Here is a 23,212-nt window from a genome sequence, read left to right as displayed (position 1 = left end):
TATTTCCACCGCCCCAACCAGGCTAAAGACAGAAAAGGGTGACTAACAGCCCTTTTCTGCAGTGTTTCGTTTAAACCTCTGACCGTCTTAGTTTGGCCAGGTGTTACAACGACGCTCGGTAATACAGTCTGCATCCCAGGTCATACAGTAGTATGGTTGATCTGACCAGCATGCATAGTAAGACCCAGCTCCACCAGCAACCTTAGGTGTCTGACCTTCAAGTTTTTTTTGTTCAAAAGTTAAACGCTTTAACTGTTTTTTGTTGAGGTTAAGCTTCATAACTGTTTCCTTGTAGTTCGTTTAGGTAATGACAGTTGAGCATAACATGAGCGACCCGGGTTAATATTTTACTTTTATTTCACTCTGGACTTATTTTTACGTTGCTTTTGAAACAAAAAACGGGGATATCTAAGTTCCTGAGACTACACAAACAACCAATGAAAGCTCTATCAAATGAAAATGTACGCTTACCTGCAAAAATGACATCAAAACTGCGGGCAGTGCAGCAAAACTTATTACTACCGGTCACATGGCAACACTAATCAAACAGGAATGCACCAGACTCGCTAAATTAAACTCATCAGGCGGGCTTTTCAGAACATATCGCCTTTATACACTCCTACCCACGTTAGCTGACACTTTTATATAGCAGTATTACTGCATTGGATTCGCTCTGCTTCACCACACTTAACTTCATGGCTATTAATAACAAATAGAGATCTGGCTACAAATGGCGGATTCATGGATGTTGCACTTTAGCAATAAGGATTATGCTCTCAGACAAAAACGTCACCGTATTGTGATGGTTTTGTGATAATTGCGGGAGTGATTCTCAATAATTTACCTGCATGCTTGTTAGGGTCAAATCCAAACAACAAGAGTAAATTATGAAAACACGCATCATCCCCCTCATCACAGGTATTTTATTAGCATCTGGTACAGCCAACGCTGCATCACTCGACGTGAAGATCACCAACCTGACACAGGGGATCTATTTTACCCCGTTACTGGTGAGCGCACACACCAGCGATGCCATGTTGTTCAATGCTGGCGAAGCCGCATCTGAAGCACTCACAGCTATGGCAGAAGGTGGCTCACTGGCCGGTTTAAGTGAGATATTGACAGGTATCAATGCCAACACAATGGAAAATCCAGCCGCAGGACTACTCGCACCAGTCACTTCAACCATGACCAGCCTGGAAACCGATGAAGGCAATGACCGCTTGTCAATTGTCGCGATGATGCTGCCAACCAATGATGGATTTGTTGGCCTGAACAGTTGGCCGATCCCCACTACACCTGGTACTTATCATATCTATCTGAATGCCTATGATGCAGGTACAGAAGCAAATAATGAACTAATTGTAGATGGCTCAGGTGCACCAGGCACGCCAGGTATTCCCGCCTCTCCGGGCGTTGACCCAGGTACTCAGGGCAGTGGTGTTACGGATATGGAAGAAAATGCGTTTGTACATATTCACCGCGGCAATCTGGGCGATGATGACGCAACCGGTGGAAAAAGTGACCTACATAACACAGTACACCGCTGGTTGAACCCCGTTGCCAAAGTTACCGTAACCGTTAAGTAAGGGGCCCGCCATGAAATTATTTAGACTCACCCTGCCTGCGGCCTGCTTAGTACTGGCTGCCTGTGGCAGCGATAACGACGATAACATGCCCGTTACTATGCCCGATGATGATATGAACATGGTCGATGACCCGGCTCCCGCAGATCCCGATCCTGCTGACCCAGATCCAACGGACCCGACTGACCCAACTGATCCGACAGATCCAACAGACCCCACACCAACCACAGTGGAGTTAATGATCACTGCAACTAACCTGACTTACGCTCAGCCGCTTTCTCCCATTGCCGTTGCGCTGCATCAGGAAGGACAATTCTGGCAACTGGGCGAACCGGCAATCGATGCACTGGAAGTATTAGCAGAAGGCGGGGATAGCAGCGGCCTGCTGGCACTCGACGTCGTGCAAAGCCAGACCTCTGCAACCGCGCCCCTACCACCTGGGCAAAAAACCGAGTTGACGCTGACCCATGACTCCCTGGATGGACAAAAGTTGTCTTTGATTTCCATGATGGTGAATACAAATGATGGCTTTACCGGTCTTAATGCTTTGGATGTGTCTGCAATGACAGTAGGTCAAGTGATGACATACACGACACATGCCTATGACGCGGGCACAGAGGCCAATACGGAAGCCCAGGGCACCATACCTGGCCCAGCCGATGGTGGTACAGGGTTTAGTGCCGAAAGAGAAGCGTTAAACAAGGTGGCCATGCACCCAGGTGTGGTTGGTATGGATGACGGGCTGACAACGTCGGTGTTAACAAGCAGCCATAAATTCGACAACCCGCTAATGACGGTTACCATTACCAGAACCAAGTAGTCTCCCAGCCGCTCCGTGACCGTTGCGGTCACGGAGCACTGACAACCGGTAGCAAACACCGGTGTGGAGACCTGCTATGCAGCAAAAAGTGCTTATCGTTGAAGACGATGCTGATATTGCCGATCTATTACGCGTTCACCTGAACGAGCTAGATCTCGGCGTTGATCACCTTGCCAGTGGAGATCTGGTTATGCCACAACTGACCAATCAACATTATGCCATCGTGATACTCGATATCATGCTACCTGAAGTGGACGGTCTGACACTGTGCCGGGAAATCAAAACTCGCTACCCTAAAACTAGCGTGATCATGATGACCTCCAAAAGCAGTGAAATGGACCGGATCATTGGTCTTGAAATGGGCGCAGATGACTACATTTGCAAGCCATTTAGCTACCGGGAGTTTCAGGCCCGAGTCAAGGCCCAGCTCAGGCACATCAAGCTGCTGCAAGAACCACAGCAACAACCTAGCTCAAGCACAACCAACCCGGTGGTCATTGGCCAGCTGCATATTGATCCCCACTATCATGAGCTAACCCTCAAGCAAATGCCTGTCGACCTCACCGCGACTGAATTTGATTTAGTGCTGTTTTTTGCCCGGCATCCCAACCAGGTGTTTTCCCGGGCCCAACTACTTGAATCAGTTTGGGGCTATGATCATCTGGGATATGAGCACACCGTTAATTCTCATATCAATCGTATTCGCAACAAATTTGAGCAAATAACTGAGCACGCCATCATAGAAACGGTGTGGGGTGTAGGCTATAAACTCAATGCCAAACCGCTACAGCAGGAAATGCAATGACCCTTTCACTTTATCACCGTCTGGCGTTGACTATTACGGCCGTCTTTATGCTGATCGTGTCTGTCTTTGTATGGTGGACACAGAACCTGTCCTCCGTTTCCCGTGCGCAGGCAGAACAACAGCTGCACATTGGACTGGCTGAGCATCTGGCGCAGGATAACCCCTTGTTGCAACAGGGTGTATACGACTATAAAGCACTGGAAAACCTGTTTCATACTTTAATGGTACTGGGCCCGGCATTTGAATTTTACTTTGTCGACCCAAGCGGCAAACTACTGACCTACTCGGCAAAACCTGGTGAGGTAAAACGTGAGTCAATTGACCTGGGCCCGCTAGTGCAGCTGATCAAATCACCTGCTAAGCTCCCGGTTTATGGGGATGACCCCCGTTCGCTTGACGGCAGTAAAATCTTTTCTGTAGCACCTGTGTACAACGAGCAGAAATTGCAGGGGTATCTGTATGTCATTATAGGCTCGTCAATTTATGATTCGATTGTGGCGCAACTCAATAGTTCAGATCAGCTGGTGAAACAGGCTGTGTGGTTAGGGGTTTTTCTGCTGCTATTGTTTCTCACGCTGCTACTGCTGTTCCGTTTTATGACCAAACCACTGAAACGGCTGAATCAATATATTCATACCGTTGAACACCATAAATTTGATATCAAACAAGCCCCCCTGCTCAGTTGGCAGCAGCAGGATAACGAAATCCACCAGCTCGGCAATGGCATTAACACCATGCTGCAAACCATCAATCAACAGATGTCGCAACTGACCGCAGTGGATGAACAACGCCGCCAGTTGCTTGCCCACCTGTCACACGACCTGCGCACACCGCTGGCCTCTTTGCAGGGGTACCTAGAGCTGGTGGAGCGAGGTGCTGCCTCATCAGGTGAAATGCAACGCTATATGAGTATTGCATTAAAGAACTGTACGCAGCTTAAAAACCTGATTGATCAAATATTTGAACTGGCACACCTGGAATCCGGCCACACTCAGGTGCACTTTGAAGTCTTTAACATGGGTGAACTGATATATGATGTGCTGGCCAAATTTGCCCTCAAGGCACAACAGGCGGACATCACGTTGTGCGTCACCCCCACCGAGTGTGACTTTGTGGTCTACTCAGACATCGCCAAACTGGAAAGGATAATGAGTAACCTGATTGAAAACGCGCTGCGCCATACGCCGGCTGGTGGCACCATCTCCATTGCAGTGACCGCCAAAGACGGTGGCTATGACATCGCTATTCAGGATACCGGCGTGGGGATCAGCCCCAAAGAGCTGCCCTATATCTTTGAAGCACGTTACCAGGCTAGCAACAGCAAAGGCTGTAAAAAAACCCATGCAGGTCTGGGACTGGCGATCACAGCCAGGTTATTACGGCTTTTGAAGTCGGAGATTAAGGTCAACAGCCAACTTGGTGAAGGTAGCGAATTTGTGTTTCAGGTGCGTGGCACTGAGTGATTACTCACTCAGTGTTTTTAGTACCTGTTCCGCTTGGCGTTTTTTAAACGTAAACACGCCTATCACCATAAGCAATGCTGTCAGTCCAATCACCCCCTTAACCATCTCCACGCTTCCTACAAGATACGGAGTCAGGGCATAGAGTAGTAGAACCAGAACAAACAGTAGCGTGGCCTTAATGCTGAGATCCCAACGAAAAATCTCCTCCCTGAGCAGCTGTTGATGCACTTTGAGTCCCGCTGATAGCTGTTGAGTTTTTATTATACCTAAACTGGCTGCACGGCTTTTATTGACCATAATGTACATACTCCCACCCCAGAAGCAGCCAAAGCCCAGCCACAGTTGCGTCACCAGAGGGACGGATTCAAGTATTGCACGCACAAACCAGACGCTCACCAACAGCAATACCAGTGTCTCAATGACAATACTAAACCAAAGCCTGAAACGCTGCTTTTTGTGACGCTGAATACACCTTTCCAATGCCAGTGATGACGTTGGCGTCGACTGCCACAACTGTGCTAAATCCGAAAAGTCATGATTATCCATCAGCTATTCTCCTTCAATTGTTCAGCGAGTTGTGCTTTAGCACGATGCAGTCGGATCCCGACATTGGCCTCACTGATCCCCAACACATCACTGATTTGAGCCGTATCAACCCCTTCAAGTTTGAGCAGCATCACCTGCCTGAGACTCAATGGCAGCCGATGTATAGCTCTGGTCAGCTGCTGTTGCTGTTGGTATTTTTGTATGTTTGACTCAGGTGAATCCGTACTGAGTGTATGCGCTTCGCTCAGTTCATCTTCTTTTTGTCTGCTGTGCTTACGAATGTGGTCGACCGCAACATTGTGGATCACCCGGTACACGTAGGTATTTAACTGACACTTGCCGTCAAAATGTCCAAGGGCGCGCCATAGCGCAAAGGCCATATCCTGCGTAAGCTCTTCACACAGGGATGGCCGGTTTTCGTAGCCCCTTGCTGCGCGATTGATCTGCGGCCAGTAAGTTTCGACGATGGCCGATCTATCCAGCTCCCTGCCCCGCTCATTCAATCTCAGTTACCCCACTTTTATGATTGTGCCCGTATTAGTCGGCTGGGATCCGCATCTATTACAACATTTTTTGTTTATTTTTAATTCTCACAATGCACCTAACTCTTCGCTACAGAAGCCAGCAATTAGCTATCAGGCACTTAAAAATTATTAAAAAATTTTGTAAGACCGGAGCCGGTACATCGACTAAGGCTTATAAATCTTCATCCAACATAACTGTGGAGCACCCAATGCAAACAATTACTACAAACCACCTTCAACTCACTGCCGTTGTTTGGCTGGTGGCCTTACTCTGCTTGATCAATATGGGGCTGATCCTGGCCTTTACTCCGTTTGTGATTTTCAAAATCAGTGCAACTTTTTTAGCTGTTGGCGTCACAGAGCTAGCTATGGTGATGACCAGACGTTCAATAAAATCAAAACGTCTGGCAGACTATTTTTCGGTATGAGTAAGTTTATTTTTGCCTTAGTTCGCGGAGCGTTACTGCCTATTGAATAAGGCCGTAAACTGATAACGCTAAGCCTATGCTTTTTAGACAGCAAACACATCTGCTAAGAGACGTGTTATATTTCACCTGTTGTGATGATGAAAAACGGATTGCACACAATCTCTTCGACTGGCTTAGCATCAATTTTGATACAAAGCCGTCAACACTTCATCCATCGAGTGCGCCACCACTGGAATATGATCTTGTTTATATTCAAGATAAGTCAGATCCAGCTGTGCAAAGTTAGCACGTTCCAGTAACGCATCAAACTGTCGTACATAAAGTACATTGCCGATACTGCCATTGGCACCAACCAGAATAGTTCGGCTTTTTAAGGCCTGGCTCTGCGCCCTGCGATCATCAATGAGCTGCGAGGTAGTTTCCGGATGTGCCCAGAAACTCCCATCAAACGACACGTGGCGGTGGAAAAAAGGCTGCTGAGGATCATCCATCAATAAGACAAGACCAACAAACAAACCTGTATTGGAGTGTCCCATGATCGTCCTATCCGATTGATTCACCGGATACCGGGCTTCAATACTCGGTGCCAGCTCTTTATTAATAAAATCAAAGTAATCTCTGGCCAATGGCCACTGTGAATAATCTTCTCGATGTTTGTAATTATCATCGGCGTAATTTTCCACACCGACTACAATCACTTCCATCTTGTTATCATCCAGACTATCCGCAATGGTGTCAAAACGCCATTCAGCGTCCAGCGCATAGATCACCGGGTACGTTTTATTGGCAACCCGATTTTGTGGCAGATAAATCTTCAGGGGATACGACACACCCGTGTAACTGGAAGCAATCGCATCCAACTGTAACCGCTCACCAGGCACAAAAGACTGAGTAGCCTGATTAGACGTATTCTGCTGCATCGCCCCTGTGTCCGAGCTGCCACTGCCTCCACAAGCACTCAGGCTCATTACCAGCGTGCAGATTACAATACGGGTAAGCACTTTAAATTGTGTATACATCAAACAACAAGACCCTGTTATTATTTTTTCCAGTCATCATTGATAATATCTCAACCTAGAGCTCATTGCTTCTGCAAAGTGACGTTCAGACACTAAATGCGAAATGTTGACAAGCCTATGCTAAGTGAAGCTTTCCTGTGTTAAGTAAACAATGTACCGAAATAAGGATCGATTGTGGTCACCACTTTATACTTAGAAAAAATCAGTAAACGCTTGAGTTCAGACGCTTACTGATTGATATTCAGTGTTAAAACAGCTCTACAGTGACCTGCATACTACCCTGGATATTCGACTCATAACCAACAACGCCACATACCAAAGTGCCGATATAATCCGGATCTTTCTTGTCTTCTGACTCCCCGCTCCCCTTGGTATTGGCTGAAACGTCTTCATTTTGGGCGACAATCGTGATTTCTGGTGTTTTTGCGCCGGTTGCGGACTGCTCAATTAACTTCAGTGATTGAATATTGAAAAAGTGATTGCTTGTCATAAACCCATGTAATGCATACTTAGCAATCACCGTGTTTTGACCAAAAAAATCTGCCCCTTCAGAAGCAGAGACTGTGACATATGCACGAATAATAGCTGGCTTATTTTTCAACAAGATGTGGGATAACCGCAATGTTGTCAGTGTTGTACTCACATCCCCCACAAAACCTTTTGTAAAAGAGTTGCGTCCATTTTGGATAGTGAAATCAGGCAAAAACTGCTCAGCGTTAAAGTAAGGTACATTCTGAATATTGATCACCCCCATGTTATCGGAGCGAGCTAGCTGTCTAATTGGAATTCGACCCTCCCCTTTGTTTGAAATGGCCACATGAAGTCGATCAATCGACATTCCCTCGGAGGGAATGCTACCACTGCTATCATCGATTACAATCAGTGCTTCGCTAGCGCCTAAATTTGAACCCACCTGCTCTATGTTGATATCCAGATCAATATTTTCAAACGTCCCACTCGCACCTGCCGCTCTATAAATCCGGACAGGCCCATTAAGTTGATTAATATTTGCTTTGATAGCAACGTTATTCAGCTTTGCCGCTACACCTGCATTATGGCCTCCAGACAACATAATGTTACCACTAGATGGCAGGCCCATTTGCGCATGGGCCACAATATTAATGGTGTCTACGCCATACAAAAACGCCAGTCTTCTCACTTTATTGACAGAATAAGAACCTGAAAATCTGTCTCCGCTATAACCCAGATTTACGCCATAATACACATTATCTCCGGTACAACTGCCAATGAAAGAAATGTCACTGGCTCTGGCACCTTCTGGATTTGACGAATAACAAGTAAGTAATGACTGGCCCGAAATGACATGGAATGGCCCAATATTATAATTCTCGGTATGCTTAGTTACATTTCTGATAAATAGCGGAATAATTCCCCTGGATGAGCCGTCAGCTTCATAGGATATATCCTCAAATACATAGTTCATGAAGCTACCTGAGCAATCTAAGAACTCAAATAAAGCCGTCGAATTCGATTCGGAGTTATACTGCATCCGACACTTTAAACCAGCTCCCTGCCAATCAATATGTACGTTCTTTTTGATAAAAATATGGCTTACATTTAAACCGAGTTCACCAAACCAGTAACAAGCATTTGGTTTACCATATATCCTTGCGCCCTCTGGCAGGGCCTCTAAAGCCGCGATAATAGCTAATGTGTCATCTGTTGGATTAGCATTGACTTCACCATTTTCCAGATAGAAATCCCCAACGGCACCAAAGTCTTCAAAATACCACACTCCTGGGCTACCTTCCGACCCAGGAAGCGATTCTGCCCCCAACGCAGAACTCGCCATCAACCCAGTCCCAACACATGCCAAAAAGCTACCCGTCAAAAAGCCGCGTCTGCTCTTTTGGTTATTACATTGATTGATTTCGTTATCCAGTTCATTCATTTTTATTATTCCAATCCATTAAAGTAGGCTTTTGTTAAAAGTAAGTGGAGCATTTCCAAACCACTCAGAAAGTTAACCCTGAGGGGAAGCAGGCAAACTCTGCAAATTGCGCCCCCTGAAAATGGGTCAATTATTTTTTATAAACAACATTTTTGCAAAACCAATAGTAAGTTCTTTGGTATCAGTATCATTTTAGTCAGTGCCGAAAAAGAGGAAAGTTATGCCAGATACTCGCCAGATTGGGAACAGATTGTCACAAAACCGAGTTCTCACGACTTTTTATATACTGGCAAACGTCGCAAACCTTGAAAAAGTCACATTTTCCCGACATGATAACTGGCCTGGATAATTACCTAAAAAAGAGCCATGACAACCTCTACTTCCTTTATGTCGAAACTGACGTCGCTCGTCGAAGCGCAGTGGTTTCAGAACTTCCTGGTTGCCGTCATTTTATTTAATGCGGTCACCCTGGGGCTGGAGACCACACAGTTTGGTAAAGACAATGCAACCATTTTGCATAAAATTGATTTTGTGATCCTGCTGATATTTACCATTGAGCTGATACTCAAGCTGGTGGTTTATCGCCTTAAATTCTTCAAGTCGGGCTGGAACTGGTTTGATTTAATTATTGTTGCTGTTTCCTGGGTTCCCTCCAGTGGGCCGCTCTCCGTACTGCGTGCGTTTCGGATCCTGCGGGTGTTACGACTGTTCTCCATTGTACCGCAGATGCGCCGGGTTATTGGTGCACTGGGCCACTCTCTGCCGGGTATGGCCTCGGTCATTGGGGTGCTGGGTATTGTATTTTACGTCTCAGCGGTTCTGACAACCAAACTATTTGGTCAGCATCCGGATCCTAATATGCAAGAGTGGTTTGGTAGTATCGGTGCTTCTGCCTATACCCTGTTCCAAGTGATGACATTAGAAAGCTGGTCTATGGGCATTGTACGCCCGACTATGGAACTGTTCCCGCAATCCTGGTTGTTTTTCGTACCTTTTATCATTATTACCAGCTTCGCGGTACTGAACCTCTTTATTGGTATCATAGTCGATGCCATGCAGGTAATGCATGAAGAAGAAGGCAAACCCGACCAGGTCATGGCCACACGTGAGGATATCGCTCGCGTTGAAGCCAAACTAGATGCGCTGCTAAAACAACAAAAAGACTAGCTCTGCCAGAAGCTTGCCGCTTACCCCTAAGCGGCAAGTCCTTGCCATAAAGCCCTTATCACAACAGCTGTGCTGTTACTCTCCCCAAGTCATAACGTGCAACACGTGCCCTCTCGGTATGTTTTTGAGTCTGGTACGTAGCTTGCTTATAAAAGCTCAGTAGATAGGCCCACGAATACGGGAATATTCGTTGCCAATTAATCCATTGACCAAAGGAGCTGAACATGCAAGTGACATCGATCCCTTATCACACGCACAACACCTATCAGAAAACTGCAACTAACACCCAAGAAACGGGCTATACAGAAGCGTCTGAGTCACAAACAAATCAAATAGACGTGCCCCAAACTGGCTTTGACTTAACGGGTAAGATTAACCTGATATACCTCTTAAAACCCGAAGACATTAGCGAGTTTAAGGGTGAGATGCCTGACCTCAACAATTTTTTCAGCGGCTTTAAGAATCAGGACGATCTGGCGCAGCAATATCACCACAAAGGTCAGCAACAAGACATTGAGCGCATCGTATTTTTTGATGGCAAAGCCGTTGTGTCCGAAGGCTATGACGGCACAGTCTACGGCCATGGTCCGGTGGCTGAGATATTCAAAGAAACGCGCAACGACCCTCAAAAACGACAGCAACGCATTGCAGAACAATTTCCTGATGCTCACATTGAGGTCTACCCCAAAGGTGAAGGCCCAACCAATGCCGAAGTGTTTGAATTACGCTATGGCGAGTCCTATCAGGACTATGTAGACGAACAGGTACGCAACTATAGCGATCAGTATCTGACCAACCAGATTGCTGCCGAAGAAAACTACCGCAGAAAACTGATGTTTGAACAAACACCGCAGACCAGTGTGTTCAGCGTTGATGGCCAGGTTGTGGCAAGCAGAGATGATAAAGGCTTTGTCGACGTTGGCCTGCCCCTGCTAGACGTAGCAGATGCGCGAGGCATAGAAAGAGAAGCGCTTAAAGAGCTATTCAGGTATTCCCCCGAGCGTTCCCCTGAAGACTATCAAGCGCTATTAAATCAAGTGTTTGGTGACGGTGTTGAGTTGACAAGTTACAGCACCGCAGACGCACCAAAACGAGAGGAAGTAAGAGAAATGGCGCAAGCAAATGGCTCAGCATATCAGGCTATGTGAGACCGGCAGCAAAGCTGCCACACAGGTCAATCTACGGTAGCGCCAAACAAGTTCGTTACCTGGGTTTTGACAGCAGAAATTGAGCAACAGCTTCGTAAGCAGGTAATGATGTAGGATCTATTGCCACGTTAGCGGCAACCGGGTGAGAAGACAGTCGAACCAAAACCATATCTGCTGTCGGGTCAATATAGATTGTCTGCCCGTGCACCCCTCTTGCAGCAAACGCGCCGTGCTTATTATGGAAGTGCCACCACATGCTTTTGTAGCTGCCAGCGGGAAGTGTACCGAACCCTGCTTTAGCAAATGCTTTTTGACTGCCCCCAGCTCTGATACTGGCTACCGCAGCGCCGGGGATAACCTGCACACCGTCGACCTTACCGTCTTCAAGCATCACCAGACCAAGCCGGCCCAGATCACGCAGTGTCGCGCTGAGTCCACCGCCGGCAAAAGGAGTACCCAAACCATCTACCGTGATATCAGCACTGTATTCCATACCCAGTTTCGACCAGATCAACTCACTCGCCAGTACATTGAACTTTTTGCCCGATGCACGCGATATTAACCAGCCTAAGACATCGCTGTTCACTGTTTTATAGCCAAATCCCTGGCCATGACGCCCGGCTTTTTTAACCGTCTGTAAGTATTCAAAATAACCGACTGGGCCGGTGTAACTGTCCGGCTTTGGCAACGGGTTCGCCGCATAGCTGTACTTCCAGATATCCGCATTGGGGTCGGCATACTGCTCACTGTATTGCAAAGATGTGGTCATATCCATGACTTGTCTGACTGTCGCATCTGCAAATGCCGACTGTTTCAGCTCAGGGATCAAACTTCCCACGAGTGCCGCTTCATTCAGCTTACCCTGCGCAATCAAAATTTCGGCCAGCAAGCCAGTCAGTGACTTTGTCATAGACATTGCGGCATGATTGGCGCTTTCGCTTAAACATCCCCGATATTTTTCATACACTACCCGCCCCTTATGAATGATCAAAACACCATCGGTATAGTTCTCTGCGAGGCTTTGCTGCCAACTCATAGGTGTATCTGAGTTGGTCGGGTTAAAAACAATCTCGTCTATTCCTTCGCGCAAATTATAGGGCAAAGGACGTGCATGATAGGGGTTGCGGTTTACACTGGCCGTTGGCAGCAGTTCGCGCATATTGCACACGGACCAGCGTAAATTTGGAAAGCTGAAAAAAACAGCATCTGGCAAGGTAACCCTTTTATTTGGTGACGGCGGGAACCCCTGCATTAATCCAAGCCGCTTAGGGTCAGATTGAGCATCCGTCATAACTGACTGCTGTGCGCTACTTGCTCTTACAGTTAGCGAGCTGGCCATACAAACTACGAGAAAAGAAAAGAGCAGAATACGATTACTTAGAGGACAAAATTCACGGGCCAGAAACGCCCTGGTACGCTTTGTTTCGCTTAAACTCGTCATTTACAGAGCTCCTTGACTATATGATGTGCAGTTGAACCAGTATAGCCTTTGCTACGTACGGGAAGTGTATATAGTTCATTTTTCATTCAAAAGGATTGCATGATGCGGCGTTTACCTACGATTACACTTTCACTTTGTATATCAATGCACAACCCAGTACTTGCCACATCTCAGGATGGGCAAACCACTGTAAAAACGACATTTGAAGCAGGGCTAAATCTGGTTGCTGAAGATAACCTATTCTGGAAGTTGCCGAGCACATTTGCTCCCAACATAGCCTACTCCAGAAACACAACGTACTTAGAGGAATATATCAAGCCAGGGGTAAAACTCCAATTTAAACGCCCTTTGTATACTATTTATGGACGAGGGTCCGTCGTGCTATCCCATTCCACCGGTACCGATCCCTATAATGAAGGCAATACGGGCAGAGCCACGCTTGAAGAAGGCTATGTTGGCATTAAAACCAATCAGAAAAATGCCTGGAACTATGACCTATCTGTTGGAGCCCGTACACTCAAGTTTGGCTCAGGTATGCTGATTTCAAACGGCGGTACAAGCGGATTTGAAAGAGGCGCACTAAAACTGGGGCCAAGAAAAGCCTGGGAACGTTCGATTATTGCACGCCTGTCCAGAGCGGAGTTTAACGTCACAGGATATTACATCGACCCCAATGAGCTGGATTCCAATAACACAGACACGCGCCTCTACGGCTTTGATATAAATGCACCGCTCTTTTCAAACAAAGGAAGGTGGGGAATGACCTTTGGTCACGTTATTCGTTCCCGCTCACCTTACCCTAAAGCCGCGCCCGGCGGCGCAGGTGCGCCGACCATTCTTGAAAATGGCCGTGACGGACTCAACTTTGTGAATCATTACGGGCATGCCACTTTATACGAACATAAAGGAGCGTTTTACTTTTCACAGTGGGATGGGGCATATCAATGGAATAACAATATAGATCTCAGAGCATGGGGAGGCAGAATTAGACTAGGCAGTACTTACCATCAATTTGCCTGGCAACCCACTTTACTCTATTCATGGCAAACCTTTTCAGGTGACAACCCAAACACCAACAGACTCGAACGGTTTGACCCTCTGTACTTTGAAGGCTCGCCTTCAGCCTGGTCTACCGGGTCAAAGTCATCCATGGTATTTATCAACACCAATGTATACTCTCATCAGCTAAGCTTGTCTTTATTACCTCATCAGCAGCACCAGGTTAAATTCAGACTCGCCAGGATAAACGTCAATGAGCTGAAAAGCCCGATTCAGTTTGGTCAGGCGTCCAGGCTGGATTTTTCAGATGGCATCTCCACCGTGATATCTGGCGTGACCCAGCGCCACCTGGCCGATGATATGTTTATTGAATACACCTATATAGCCTCGCAATCAACTTATGTTACGCTCGGTATCTCAAAGTCCATTGCAGGTGATGCCATTACGTCCACCACAGACAGCTATCTGCCTCACTGGATTGGTGGCTTTGCAAATATTGTGATGTTCTGGTGATTAAAGGACTATGTGACCAAGCATCACTGCAAGTAGCAAGGTGTGCAAATGATGTGGACCTCAGTTTGATAAAGCGGTGTCACCTGCTCTGCCCTCCTGATCCTCTGACTCTTTAACTACCTAGTAGCTGCATTGCAATATCAGTCGGGCTTACTTCCCACTTCCTTTACCAATAGCCTGTTAGGTATAATCCGCGGTTATCGCCATACAGGCTTTAAATTTGGAAACCTCATGAAAAAGCTCTCTAAAGTTCAGCAAAAACAACAGGCATTGGTGCTCACTGTGGCCGATACAATCGAAGAACAAGCGCGCGCAGAAATCCCTGGCATGGTGCAATGCTGGTTTGATGTGGAATACCACCTCTTTCCTGGCTCCCTGCTTCTGTGTTTTCAATTTGAAGATCAAGCCACACTGGATGCAGCCAAGCCCGACTTGCTCAAATGGCAAAAGCGCTTGAGCGCCGCAATGCTGAAAAAAGGGGTGATCCTGAAAGATATGCGTAAACACCTCACTTTTACGCTGGAAGGCCCGGAAGATTGAGGTATGAAAGGCGCAGTTTACTTTCTATAGGTTACCGCTTAGAGCTCGATGTACGGTATTGAGCGGTGAATGAGACGTTCATCAAATCCGCCTTGGCTGCTGTAAAAGCATCTAGTATCAAGAGGTGCATTAAAAAGGCAAGCCGAGCTTGCCTTTAAATATCACTTAACAAATTGTTGAATTACAACAACCAGTTTGATTAGTTGGATTGTAAGTTCTGCAAAACGGCGTTTCCGTCAGGCAGTCAAACGTACAGCGATAAGTTTTAAACCCACCACCAGCAACAGCTGGTGTTGCCTGAGTTGGCAATTTTTGGCTGTCTGCACTTAGCATTTTAATGTTTTTCTTACTTAGACTTAGCTTTATCTTCATTTTTTAATTTCCTTTTGTTAAATAAAAACCCAGAATACAAACAAATTATTGCAATTTCAATACACAATGCAATGTATTAAAAAATGGCCTAAACTTGCTAGACAATGGATCTTGGATTCTGTTGATGCGTCTTCCAATCATCTTGTTTTGCGCACTAAGCGCGTTTTTAAATATTGCGCATACCAAACCACTGCTGATCAACAGTCCTGACTGGCGCCCCTACTTCACCTATGATGACACTGCCACAGGCTATGCCAAAGAACTCCTCAAGTATCTGCTGGAAGACAATGGCTACACCTATCGTTTTGTCCCCTTACCCATCAAACGCGGCAACCAATATATTAAAACGGGTAAGCTGGATGTCTCGGTACTCTCTTATCGGCCTGAACGCGCCCAGTTTGTCAACTATGCTGACTTTCCTCTGTTTACTGTCTCCTTGCGATTTATCTCGAGGCCTGAGCACGCCAATATCAGCCATGTAGACGACATTTCGCCGCTCAGATTTGAGTTTGTGCGGGGTGTGTCATACACCCAAGAGATCAGAGAAAAAGCCAATGCACTTGAAAGAGATGTGTACACCTCAGTGACGCTGGAACATGCCCTGAAAAAAATCATGGCCAACAGAAGTGATATTACCGCTGCCTCAACCCATACGCTGATCTCAGAGCTAAAAGCACTGGGCTATCCGAAAGCACTCTCAATCGGTGCGTATGTGGTTCAGGAAAAAGCGTATTACATTACTGTATCCAAACGCTCTGAAGTCATCACTGACCCCAGTGTTTTTTTCAACAAGATGCAAACCTCACTCAACAAAGCCAGACAAACAGGTGTGATTGACCAGTTATCTACTGAGTATCAGCTGAATTTAGATGGCTTAAGCCACTAAACTTGCCACCGGTATAACAGCCTCTCCTATCGTGGCGAGTGTTACTACAGATATACATAATCCAGATCCTCACTTCCCTGCTAGATTTGCTGTGATAAAAATGCTGACCCCTTACATACGCTGCTCATGTAACAAAATGTAATGTTCTTTCCACCTACCGACAGACAAAATGGATGACTACACAATCAGGTGCTGTCCAGCATCAAGGTTTAAAGAACCGTAAAACAAGGAAATCACAGTATGAAACTAACACTACCTTCAATAACTCAACCGCTGCTAAGGCACCTCAAAAGTGCACTGCTAGTCACTTGTACTGCTTCACTTTTAACAGCGTGCATGAGTAATGGCACCTCAGACCAAATCGAACCGTCAGGCTCTGACAGCTATATCATCCATAATGGAAAGATAGTCACCATGGCGTATGAATCAGCAACACAAGAGCCATACCCTGATGCGATATGGATACAAGATGGCATTATTAAGGCCCTCGGTAACCTCAACACACTCGAACAAAAGGCGGGAAAAGACACACGTAAACTGGATTTAGCGGGCAAGACGCTAATGCCTGGGTTTATTGAACCTCATACTCATCTGGCATTTGTGATTGGCCTTTCTGTCATGACCGACTTATCACCGTGTCTACCAGAACCTTACAAAACTACCTACTACAAGGATGACAATGACAATTTTCAGTGCCCGACCTCATTGCAAGAGACCTATGACACACTCAATGACAGCAAAAAACGTATAAGTGGTGAACCCCAACCCAAACTTCCTGTCTGGGTGTGGGGAAATGGCATCGACCCATCTCGGCTGGGCAACAGTGATAAAAATATCGAAGAAATTCGTCAATTTATCAATAACCCAGCGATTGAACTAAATAAAAATGTAAACAATGCGGGTGCGGAACAACCCATTAATTCATTTGAGCCAGAACAGCAATCCCCCATAATGCTGTTAGACCAGTCTGGACATGTGGCCTATGTTAATCTGAGAGCGTTTGTAGCAGCGGGTTTATGTCACTCAGTAACAGAGTGCAGTAAAGAAAAGAACACCATATCTGTTAATGACTTCTGCCCAGAAGACACTGGTCGCTTTTGCTATAACGCACAGAAAACCGGTGGTTTTGAAGTCTATAACACGCCAGACAATAACCGGCTCAATGGTACCTTTACTGGTCGAGTGTTAGAGTCTCCTAATTTTGTCCCATTCCTGCAAGCTATCTCTCTAAGTATAGGTGCTGAACCTGGCAGCCCGTTCGTCTACCTCTCTGAGGACGAAGGAATGGCCATAGCGCCAGGTTTTATACACAGAATAGCTCAAACCGGTGTCACCACATTGGTCAATGCCGGTGCCTTTCAGTCATCAGAAGCGCTATTTTTCAAAAAACTGGCTAAGAAAAACCAGGACACTCCAAACATGCGCTATCGTACGCTTGTCGCCACAGACATTGCGGACTCAACAGGTGAAGATCGAAGCCCACTCGAAGTTGCTAATTCACTTTACACCGACACCTGGGATAACAATACCGATGGCCTGTACGGTGCCTACGGCGTTAAAATTTGGGCCGATGGCTCGACTCAGGGCTGTAGTGCATACCTTAAAGACGATTATTCCAAAAATGGGATTTGTGATGGTGAAGCCGGTGATAGCGGCAAAAACTATGAGTATGATAGCTTCGTTGAAGAGCTAAAAAATTACTGGGGGGAAAACTGGCTCATTCAGGTTCATGCCAATGGAGATGCAGCTATAGAACAAGCATTGACTGCATTCAAGGAGCTGCAAACGGCACAATGCCAAAGAGAGAGTGGCGACAACACTTTTCCAATCACGTTGCATCATGCCACCGTTGGTGGAAATCCGGCTGCAAACGAGTCGGCTGTTGACCTGATTGTACAAGCACGTAATGAAGCCATACCCTGTATAAATTCTCATGATGCTGAACTGAAACAGCATTTGAACATTACCGTCAGCCATACGCCTGCCCACGTTGCTTACTGGGGCGGCGCATTCCAATCAATCCTGGATGGCAAAGGTCACGAGGGAGAATCGGACTCGACAGGTCGTGCAACTATGCTTGACCCAGCGAAATTTGAACACAGTTATGATGTTCCATTTTCATTACACAGTGACATGCCCGTCTCACCCGTTAACCCACTGTGGTACGTCGAGCAAATGGTCAATCGCGATACCTGGTTTTATCCTCGCCTGGCAACGGCTCAAAAAGAGCCGATGCCTTACAACCCTGTTGCCGGACAGCAAAATATCGATGTCTATCAGGCTTTACGAGGTATAACCATAGTACCTGCACAGCAAAACCTGCTCGATGAGAAAATAGGCACGTTAGAGGTTAATAAAGTGGCTGATTTAGTGATCTTAGACCGTAATCCACTCGCAGAAGAGGTCGATCAGATCCATACCATCAAACCCTGCTATACCTTTGTGAATGGTCATAGTAACCCAGTATATGAAAGCCTGGAGCAAACAGTAAATGAAAGCCAGGACCAAACAGTATGTAAAATAGATAACCTTTAAACTCGACCTATAAATTGCATTGTATCTCTATTTAATAAGGTTACTAAGCGGTTTTCGAACGCACTCATCAACCCGTTCGGAGCCGCTTTTATAAGCGCAGATAAATGTAATCTCACCAATGCGCATTTGTAAGCAGCATTGCTACCCACAAAAAAAGCCCGGATTGCGTGATAATATCTCTGTGCTGAGCCCGTGCTAGGCTTTTGGCTGGCACAAAATCATCCACATGATACAATCGCCTGCCAGATATTTTGGTAGCTAAGCTGCCTGTGTTAAGCGTTCCTGGTAGCCTCGCTGCCGTATATTGAGAGTGAAAGAGTATGAGTGAGTCGTTTGCCGCGATTGGATTAGTTAATCCGAAATCGCCGACTAACGTAGGTGGCGTATTAAGAGCTGCGGGTTGCTATCAAGCACAAGCCGTTTATTTTAATGGTAATCGCTACGCAAAGGCTGCCAAGTACCATACCGACACAAAAAACATCGCCGATAATATCCCCATTCAACAGGTTGATGATCTTACTAGTCTGAAAGTACCTGGCCGCTCGCTCGTGTGTATTGAGCTGGTGGAAGGTGCGACACCATTGCCACAATTTACGCATCCCGATAATGCAATTTACGTTTTTGGCCCCGAAGATGGCAGCCTGCCACAAGACATTGTGGATGCTGCCGATGCCGTGGTGTATGTACCAACAACCGGTTGCATGAATCTGGCTGCAACGGTTAACGTGCTGCTGTATGACCGCATGGCAAAACGCACCACCGGGTTTGATGCAGGCCAAATCCTGACCAGTCGGGATACCAATAATCGTTTGGTGGTTGGATAAGCACGCGGTTGGAAAATACTGGCGAACACCAGACTGGTTACCCCGGCTTTGGGCACTTAAATGAATAATCAGGGCGCGCAGTCTGCTGACAGCATTTCGCTTTGAGTACGCATTATCTAAGACAAGCCTTCACCCCTCGCCAGTTCGCTGAATATAGCGTAAAATGGTCTATTACATGTCTGTATTTATCCACTCGTCTTTGACGCTAAATGAATACACTTTATCTACTCAGGCAAGCTTTTTGCTGATTGAGTATCTCTTGCTTGAAGGCAGCTATGAAAAAAACATTTGAACTAACTCACCCGAAAATCAAACTTGCACGACGCGTTGACGCCGTCAAACATGAGCTTAAAAAATACCTTAAGCGTGAACGCAATAAAACGTTACCAACAGGCGCTGACTACTGGGATTTTGACTGTCAATTTGGTAACACCGAAGCAGAAGCTGAGCCAGTACACGTATCACAGCTTAATAAGCTGATCGACAAAACTCAGGAAGAAAACCTCACCTCTTTCTATGTGGAAATCCTGGCAAAGCCAGCCGTCAGGCAAGCGCGTAATGTGTCCGACGATGAGTCAGAAGAGTATTAATCCAAAGCGCCTGCTTGGATTGCCCTGATTTAATAAATGCCTTGCTGAACCAGATTCAGCAAGGCATTTCAGAATTAAGCCCTTACACAGTCAAAGACAACGATTCTGACTACGCTACATAACAAGCCTTTCGCTGACATCGACAATGCATCGCAAGTAAAAGCCGGATCCAGCCCAAAAGCACTGAGAAGCACGCAAATTGCTTAGTACCATTCAAAGAGTTGTTTTCGCATACCACCATTCAAAACATTTTGGCAATGCTTTGAGCGATACGCCTTATTATAAAAAATAACATTACGGATCTCCTGGGCTATACAATCTGTCTCATACCCCGTTTTATTATAATTACTAAATACCATCACGGCTTGATTGCGATCCAGCAATCTTGAAAAACTCGTCACCCAGGAATAAGGGTAATTACCAGAGTAACTTACAAACTTTTCAAATCCTTGCAGTTTTTCCATCTCATCAGGTGAAATAGGCGTGTCTGGACAGTCCAGTTCCTCTGTATAAATTTTAGGGATGTAATTAACAAACCAGCCGTAGCCAAAATACTCGCACTGAGACACACTATCAGGTTGTGTATCCTGAGGCTCATTGCCATCCTGAGCAGCCTGACATTCCTTGTCATCCTGAGCTGCCTGACATTCCTTGTCACCCTGAGCGCCATTGTCAGCCTTCTGGTAAGGCGTAAACGCTATTTCTTTCTGATCATGATCAAGGATCAAATTACCATACAAACCCTTATCCCAGCGATGCATATCCTTGACAGTGGAATACATGTTGCCCGCAGAATAGAGCACCATTGAGTTACTATAAGGGCTTTCTAAAATATTTGGGTAATCAGGCAAACCCATGTCCGGTAAACGACCCGTAGTGTCAGACAAGAGCGGATTATCTTTATCAACATAACCAGTCGTCATGTTTTCATAGACACCAATCGCATTAAATGTGCCGCTGTCGGCCATTGCCAGTTTGTCTAGTATCTTGCGCTTCAAGATGTTGCCAAAGTAAAACTCGGAGGGAATTTTACCTTGCTTTCGAGCTGCGAGCTGCTCAATAATATTACCAAGGAGATAATAATTGCAGTTGCTATACTCAAACTTCTCACCGGGTGTAAAGCTGGGGACACCCCCTTGTTTTTGACAGGTACAAAAGCGATTGCTGAACGCCTCAGGTCCATTCAAATTTAGGCCTGGTTCATATAGGAATGGCCGCCACCCCCAGTTCAAATATACTTCAGGATTATCGCTATAGTTATCTATGCCTGACGACATAGTCAATAAATTGTGAAGCGTCACATCCTTGCACGCATTCTTAGGAAACCAAGATAAATAATCACCGATAGTCTTTGTTTCAATCTCTTCCTGAGAAAGCTTTTTTTGCAACAGCGCCGCCGTAAATTCTTTGGTATTTGAGCCAATGCGGTATTTGGAGTCAGACGTATTGAAGCCAACTTGATACTTTGCACCCAAGGTATTTGTATCAATATTATGCTGCGTCGCAAACGTCATAAATTGCGTATAGCTTGGGATATTTCTTGGCCCACAATTCGCCTCATACACCACATCATCACCTGAGGTGACATAGACAGTGCCAAAAAACGAGTTACCACAGTAATCTGCCAGTATTTGTTTAAACAAATCCACTTTTTTCAGCCCAATTCTGTCGTCCTGTGCAACGCTTTCTTTAAAACATGCACTCAAAAACACACAGGAGCAACACAATAGTATGACTCTTAATTGCAGGTAACAGAGTTGGTTCATTTTATTTCCTTAAAAAATTTTTAGAAAATTTGCCAACCACTCAACTACTAACAAAGCTCTTTCTGTAATTAAAATTGCATACATGCCATTCAACATGCAGGCACTTTTACAAATTATTTATGACGACCCGTTTGGGTAGGCATGTGTGCAGGAGCCACTGCGAACACCCACTCCAATTGTTATAAGCTATTCCCAAAAAATAAAACTATGGCGTAGGACCTCTGATGAATGCTTTCTGCCGGGCGCTTCTCCCCCTCGATACTGTGCTGCGAAATAGTCAATACACAGTGCGAACGGAACAAACTAACGTGTTAATAGCGAAGTCAGACTCGACATAGCCGCGGCTACGGCTTTTTGAACTACCGCTTTTGCACAAATTTCTAATGAGATAAGTTCAGCTTCCAAAATTTTCTGCTCTCTTAGCAACTCAACTTCCATTTCTTCACTACCGATCTCATTGTTCAAATGCGCTTGTACAATAGCTTGAATTGATTCCCTTTGAGCTTCTAATGCCTTTTCCAATGGCGCCAAAAGTGGCTTTGCTTCCTCACCAACCACTTTCAATGTTGTTTCTAACATGTGTTTATAAAGTTCACTTGTGTTCATCTGATTTCCCGTTATTACACTTTTTATTTGTTCACAGCCCTAGCCTAATCAGAATCAAAAGTACGGGCTATTACACACGGATTACAGATGCAACCTTGCCCCTGAACCAGAACAACTTTGCAGCCAGTTTATTCAATTCATCCAAATCCTCAGCGTTTAGAATGATCCTGAGAGCAGGTAATTTATCAACCATAACCAACAAGGTACTTAGCCATGAAATCAGAACTGAAACTAGCGTTTCAAAAGGAAATGGCCGCGGCTAAAGAGCAGTATGACAACACCCAATACAGTAAGAGCTTTTATCACTTAGAAAGAGCACACATATTAGGACAATCCTTTATTATTCCTCACACGCAGTCGCACTGGTGGATGCTCAAATTGGGCTTCAAAAGATATAACGCCAGGAAGGTACTAGGGCAAATAGCCCGGATCTTTGCTTCTGTTATCTTCTCCAGAATTTGGGTGCCAAAAGGAAATACCGGCGGAACCAATGTGAGCCCCATCAAACCTATGCCAATTCCAGCCGATCTTGCTGAATACTTGAAATAGTTCTACCTGAGCACCTAACGCGCTTAGCACAAAATACAGCATCGATAAAAGCACCATACGATTCAGTTTGGGAAGGCGCAGGACTGGCCAAGCGAATATGATACTGTGTCAGGCAAGTGACCAGCCATTTGCCTAAAAACTACGATACACTTGATGTGTAATGCAGGGACATT

23 protein-coding genes are annotated in these 23,212 nt (G+C 45.8%); 14 read left to right on the top strand and 9 right to left on the bottom strand.

What is annotated here, in order from left to right:
* Positions 1 to 87: 87 nt before the first annotated feature.
* A complete protein-coding gene (locus IY568_RS11720) occupies positions 88 to 279 on the bottom strand; it encodes a hypothetical protein (protein WP_125562252.1) in 192 nt (63 codons plus the stop codon).
* 608 nt (positions 280 to 887) lie between these two features.
* Here IY568_RS11720 and IY568_RS11715 point away from each other — a divergent pair.
* The 4 genes from IY568_RS11715 (at position 888) to IY568_RS11700 (ending at position 4,674) form a co-directional block, all read left to right on the top strand.
* Positions 888 to 1,589 carry a spondin domain-containing protein gene (locus IY568_RS11715; protein WP_125562250.1) on the top strand — a complete coding sequence of 234 codons (702 nt, stop codon included), beginning with the start codon at positions 888 to 890 and terminating at the stop codon, positions 1,587 to 1,589.
* Positions 1,590 to 1,599: 10 nt separating this feature from the next.
* Positions 1,600 to 2,406: a spondin domain-containing protein gene (locus IY568_RS11710; protein WP_125562248.1), complete on the top strand. Its 807-nt coding sequence runs from the start codon at positions 1,600 to 1,602 to the stop codon at positions 2,404 to 2,406.
* A 76-nt stretch (positions 2,407 to 2,482) separates the two neighbouring features.
* Positions 2,483 to 3,211 (top strand): response regulator transcription factor, encoded by a 729-nt coding sequence (locus IY568_RS11705; RefSeq protein ID WP_125562246.1) that lies wholly within the window; start codon positions 2,483 to 2,485, stop codon positions 3,209 to 3,211.
* On the top strand, positions 3,208 to 4,674 hold the full coding sequence (locus tag IY568_RS11700; protein ID WP_194867632.1) for a sensor histidine kinase: 1,467 nt from the start codon (positions 3,208 to 3,210) through the stop codon (positions 4,672 to 4,674). The genes IY568_RS11705 and IY568_RS11700 overlap by 4 nt, the downstream gene beginning before the upstream one ends.
* Here IY568_RS11700 and IY568_RS11695 read toward each other — a convergent pair whose 3' ends face one another.
* Both IY568_RS11695 and IY568_RS11690 read right to left on the bottom strand, forming a co-directional pair.
* Positions 4,675 to 5,220: a hypothetical protein gene (locus tag IY568_RS11695; RefSeq protein WP_194867631.1), complete on the bottom strand. Its 546-nt coding sequence runs from the start codon at positions 5,218 to 5,220 to the stop codon at positions 4,675 to 4,677.
* Positions 5,220 to 5,723, bottom strand: coding sequence for an RNA polymerase sigma factor (locus tag IY568_RS11690; protein ID WP_194867630.1), 504 nt, complete (start codon positions 5,721 to 5,723; stop codon positions 5,220 to 5,222). The genes IY568_RS11695 and IY568_RS11690 overlap by 1 nt, the downstream gene beginning before the upstream one ends.
* A 230-nt stretch (positions 5,724 to 5,953) precedes the next feature.
* Here IY568_RS11690 and IY568_RS11685 point away from each other — a divergent pair, with 230 nt between their 5' ends.
* Positions 5,954 to 6,172, top strand: coding sequence for a hypothetical protein (locus IY568_RS11685; protein ID WP_125562238.1), 219 nt, complete (start codon positions 5,954 to 5,956; stop codon positions 6,170 to 6,172).
* Positions 6,173 to 6,351: 179 nt separating this feature from the next.
* Here the strand turns inward: IY568_RS11685 and IY568_RS11680 are convergent, their stop codons facing one another.
* Both IY568_RS11680 and IY568_RS11675 read right to left on the bottom strand, forming a co-directional pair.
* Positions 6,352 to 7,191 (bottom strand): alpha/beta hydrolase, encoded by an 840-nt coding sequence (locus IY568_RS11680; protein ID WP_194867629.1) that lies wholly within the window; start codon positions 7,189 to 7,191, stop codon positions 6,352 to 6,354.
* A gap of 247 nt (positions 7,192 to 7,438) precedes the next feature.
* The gene (locus IY568_RS11675; protein WP_194867628.1) at positions 7,439 to 9,103 is read right to left on the bottom strand and encodes a hypothetical protein; all 1,665 of its coding nucleotides are present in this window, start codon (positions 9,101 to 9,103) and stop codon (positions 7,439 to 7,441) included.
* Between the two features lie 366 nt (positions 9,104 to 9,469).
* On the opposite strand from IY568_RS11675, the gene IY568_RS11670 reads away from it, so the two are divergent.
* Both IY568_RS11670 and IY568_RS11665 read left to right on the top strand, forming a co-directional pair.
* Positions 9,470 to 10,270, top strand: coding sequence for an ion transporter (locus tag IY568_RS11670; RefSeq protein WP_125562232.1), 801 nt, complete (start codon positions 9,470 to 9,472; stop codon positions 10,268 to 10,270).
* Positions 10,271 to 10,494: 224 nt separating this feature from the next.
* Entirely contained in the window at positions 10,495 to 11,418 is a 924-nt protein-coding gene (locus tag IY568_RS11665) for a hypothetical protein (protein ID WP_194867627.1), read from the top strand.
* A gap of 55 nt (positions 11,419 to 11,473) precedes the next feature.
* Here IY568_RS11665 and IY568_RS11660 read toward each other — a convergent pair whose 3' ends face one another.
* Positions 11,474 to 12,859 carry a serine hydrolase domain-containing protein gene (locus IY568_RS11660; protein WP_228553305.1) on the bottom strand — a complete coding sequence of 462 codons (1,386 nt, stop codon included), beginning with the start codon at positions 12,857 to 12,859 and terminating at the stop codon, positions 11,474 to 11,476.
* 144 nt (positions 12,860 to 13,003) lie between these two features.
* Here IY568_RS11660 and IY568_RS11655 point away from each other — a divergent pair, with 144 nt between their 5' ends.
* Together IY568_RS11655 and IY568_RS11650 are read left to right on the top strand one after the other, a co-directional pair.
* On the top strand, positions 13,004 to 14,371 hold the full coding sequence (locus IY568_RS11655) for an alginate export family protein (RefSeq protein ID WP_194867626.1): 1,368 nt from the start codon (positions 13,004 to 13,006) through the stop codon (positions 14,369 to 14,371).
* 231 nt (positions 14,372 to 14,602) lie between these two features.
* The gene (locus IY568_RS11650; protein ID WP_125562228.1) at positions 14,603 to 14,911 is read left to right on the top strand and encodes a hypothetical protein; all 309 of its coding nucleotides are present in this window, start codon (positions 14,603 to 14,605) and stop codon (positions 14,909 to 14,911) included.
* Positions 14,912 to 15,076: 165 nt separating this feature from the next.
* Here IY568_RS11650 and IY568_RS11645 read toward each other — a convergent pair whose 3' ends face one another.
* Entirely contained in the window at positions 15,077 to 15,283 is a 207-nt protein-coding gene (locus IY568_RS11645) for a hypothetical protein (protein ID WP_194867625.1), read from the bottom strand.
* A gap of 124 nt (positions 15,284 to 15,407) precedes the next feature.
* Here IY568_RS11645 and IY568_RS11640 point away from each other — a divergent pair, with 124 nt between their 5' ends.
* The 4 genes from IY568_RS11640 (at position 15,408) to IY568_RS11625 (ending at position 20,118) form a co-directional block, all read left to right on the top strand.
* The gene (locus tag IY568_RS11640) at positions 15,408 to 16,169 is read left to right on the top strand and encodes a substrate-binding periplasmic protein (protein ID WP_194867624.1); all 762 of its coding nucleotides are present in this window, start codon (positions 15,408 to 15,410) and stop codon (positions 16,167 to 16,169) included.
* A gap of 240 nt (positions 16,170 to 16,409) precedes the next feature.
* Positions 16,410 to 18,704, top strand: a complete 2,295-nt coding sequence (locus IY568_RS11635) for an amidohydrolase (protein WP_194867623.1) — start codon at positions 16,410 to 16,412, stop codon at positions 18,702 to 18,704.
* A 320-nt stretch (positions 18,705 to 19,024) separates the two neighbouring features.
* Positions 19,025 to 19,528 carry an RNA methyltransferase gene (locus tag IY568_RS11630; protein WP_125562220.1) on the top strand — a complete coding sequence of 168 codons (504 nt, stop codon included), beginning with the start codon at positions 19,025 to 19,027 and terminating at the stop codon, positions 19,526 to 19,528.
* Between the two features lie 275 nt (positions 19,529 to 19,803).
* The gene (locus tag IY568_RS11625) at positions 19,804 to 20,118 is read left to right on the top strand and encodes a DUF6172 family protein (RefSeq protein ID WP_125562218.1); all 315 of its coding nucleotides are present in this window, start codon (positions 19,804 to 19,806) and stop codon (positions 20,116 to 20,118) included.
* A gap of 203 nt (positions 20,119 to 20,321) precedes the next feature.
* Here the strand turns inward: IY568_RS11625 and IY568_RS11620 are convergent, their stop codons facing one another.
* Together IY568_RS11620 and IY568_RS11615 are read right to left on the bottom strand one after the other, a co-directional pair.
* Entirely contained in the window at positions 20,322 to 21,884 is a 1,563-nt protein-coding gene (locus IY568_RS11620) for a serine hydrolase domain-containing protein (RefSeq protein WP_194867622.1), read from the bottom strand.
* A gap of 303 nt (positions 21,885 to 22,187) precedes the next feature.
* Complete coding sequence (locus tag IY568_RS11615) at positions 22,188 to 22,490, bottom strand: hypothetical protein (protein ID WP_194867621.1); 303 nt, start codon at positions 22,488 to 22,490, stop codon at positions 22,188 to 22,190.
* Between the two features lie 213 nt (positions 22,491 to 22,703).
* Between IY568_RS11615 and IY568_RS11610 the strand changes: the two genes are divergently transcribed.
* The gene (locus tag IY568_RS11610; protein ID WP_194867620.1) at positions 22,704 to 23,039 is read left to right on the top strand and encodes a DUF3703 domain-containing protein; all 336 of its coding nucleotides are present in this window, start codon (positions 22,704 to 22,706) and stop codon (positions 23,037 to 23,039) included.
* Positions 23,040 to 23,212 lie beyond the last annotated feature (173 nt).

Origin of the sequence: Pseudoalteromonas sp. PPB1 (assembly GCF_015356275.1) — a bacterium.
GTDB classification, from domain to species: domain Bacteria; phylum Pseudomonadota; class Gammaproteobacteria; order Enterobacterales; family Alteromonadaceae; genus Pseudoalteromonas; species Pseudoalteromonas rubra_D.
This window is presented reverse-complemented; position numbering and strand designations above follow the sequence as displayed.

What these genes read in the sequence shown, in the direction of transcription:
- IY568_RS11665 (WP_194867627.1), top strand. Translation starts at nt 10,495, where the DNA reads ATGCAAGTGACATCGATCCCTTATCACACGCACAACACCTATCAGAAA.
- IY568_RS11715 (WP_125562250.1), top strand. Translation starts at nt 888, where the DNA reads ATGAAAACACGCATCATCCCCCTCATCACAGGTATTTTATTAGCATCT.
- IY568_RS11685 (WP_125562238.1), top strand. Translation starts at nt 5,954, where the DNA reads ATGCAAACAATTACTACAAACCACCTTCAACTCACTGCCGTTGTTTGG.
- IY568_RS11615 (WP_194867621.1), bottom strand. Translation starts at nt 22,490, where the DNA reads ATGAACACAAGTGAACTTTATAAACACATGTTAGAAACAACATTGAAA.
- IY568_RS11655 (WP_194867626.1), top strand. Translation starts at nt 13,004, where the DNA reads ATGCACAACCCAGTACTTGCCACATCTCAGGATGGGCAAACCACTGTA.
- IY568_RS11720 (WP_125562252.1), bottom strand. Translation starts at nt 279, where the DNA reads ATGAAGCTTAACCTCAACAAAAAACAGTTAAAGCGTTTAACTTTTGAA.
- IY568_RS11660 (WP_228553305.1), bottom strand. Translation starts at nt 12,859, where the DNA reads ATGACGAGTTTAAGCGAAACAAAGCGTACCAGGGCGTTTCTGGCCCGT.
- IY568_RS11670 (WP_125562232.1), top strand. Translation starts at nt 9,470, where the DNA reads ATGACAACCTCTACTTCCTTTATGTCGAAACTGACGTCGCTCGTCGAA.
- IY568_RS11620 (WP_194867622.1), bottom strand. Translation starts at nt 21,884, where the DNA reads ATGAACCAACTCTGTTACCTGCAATTAAGAGTCATACTATTGTGTTGC.
- IY568_RS11625 (WP_125562218.1), top strand. Translation starts at nt 19,804, where the DNA reads ATGAAAAAAACATTTGAACTAACTCACCCGAAAATCAAACTTGCACGA.
- IY568_RS11705 (WP_125562246.1), top strand. Translation starts at nt 2,483, where the DNA reads ATGCAGCAAAAAGTGCTTATCGTTGAAGACGATGCTGATATTGCCGAT.
- IY568_RS11680 (WP_194867629.1), bottom strand. Translation starts at nt 7,191, where the DNA reads ATGTATACACAATTTAAAGTGCTTACCCGTATTGTAATCTGCACGCTG.
- IY568_RS11610 (WP_194867620.1), top strand. Translation starts at nt 22,704, where the DNA reads ATGAAATCAGAACTGAAACTAGCGTTTCAAAAGGAAATGGCCGCGGCT.
- IY568_RS11635 (WP_194867623.1), top strand. Translation starts at nt 16,410, where the DNA reads ATGAAACTAACACTACCTTCAATAACTCAACCGCTGCTAAGGCACCTC.
- IY568_RS11630 (WP_125562220.1), top strand. Translation starts at nt 19,025, where the DNA reads ATGAGTGAGTCGTTTGCCGCGATTGGATTAGTTAATCCGAAATCGCCG.
- IY568_RS11710 (WP_125562248.1), top strand. Translation starts at nt 1,600, where the DNA reads ATGAAATTATTTAGACTCACCCTGCCTGCGGCCTGCTTAGTACTGGCT.
- IY568_RS11700 (WP_194867632.1), top strand. Translation starts at nt 3,208, where the DNA reads ATGACCCTTTCACTTTATCACCGTCTGGCGTTGACTATTACGGCCGTC.
- IY568_RS11675 (WP_194867628.1), bottom strand. Translation starts at nt 9,103, where the DNA reads ATGAATGAACTGGATAACGAAATCAATCAATGTAATAACCAAAAGAGC.
- IY568_RS11650 (WP_125562228.1), top strand. Translation starts at nt 14,603, where the DNA reads ATGAAAAAGCTCTCTAAAGTTCAGCAAAAACAACAGGCATTGGTGCTC.
- IY568_RS11640 (WP_194867624.1), top strand. Translation starts at nt 15,408, where the DNA reads ATGCGTCTTCCAATCATCTTGTTTTGCGCACTAAGCGCGTTTTTAAAT.
- IY568_RS11645 (WP_194867625.1), bottom strand. Translation starts at nt 15,283, where the DNA reads ATGAAGATAAAGCTAAGTCTAAGTAAGAAAAACATTAAAATGCTAAGT.
- IY568_RS11695 (WP_194867631.1), bottom strand. Translation starts at nt 5,220, where the DNA reads ATGGATAATCATGACTTTTCGGATTTAGCACAGTTGTGGCAGTCGACG.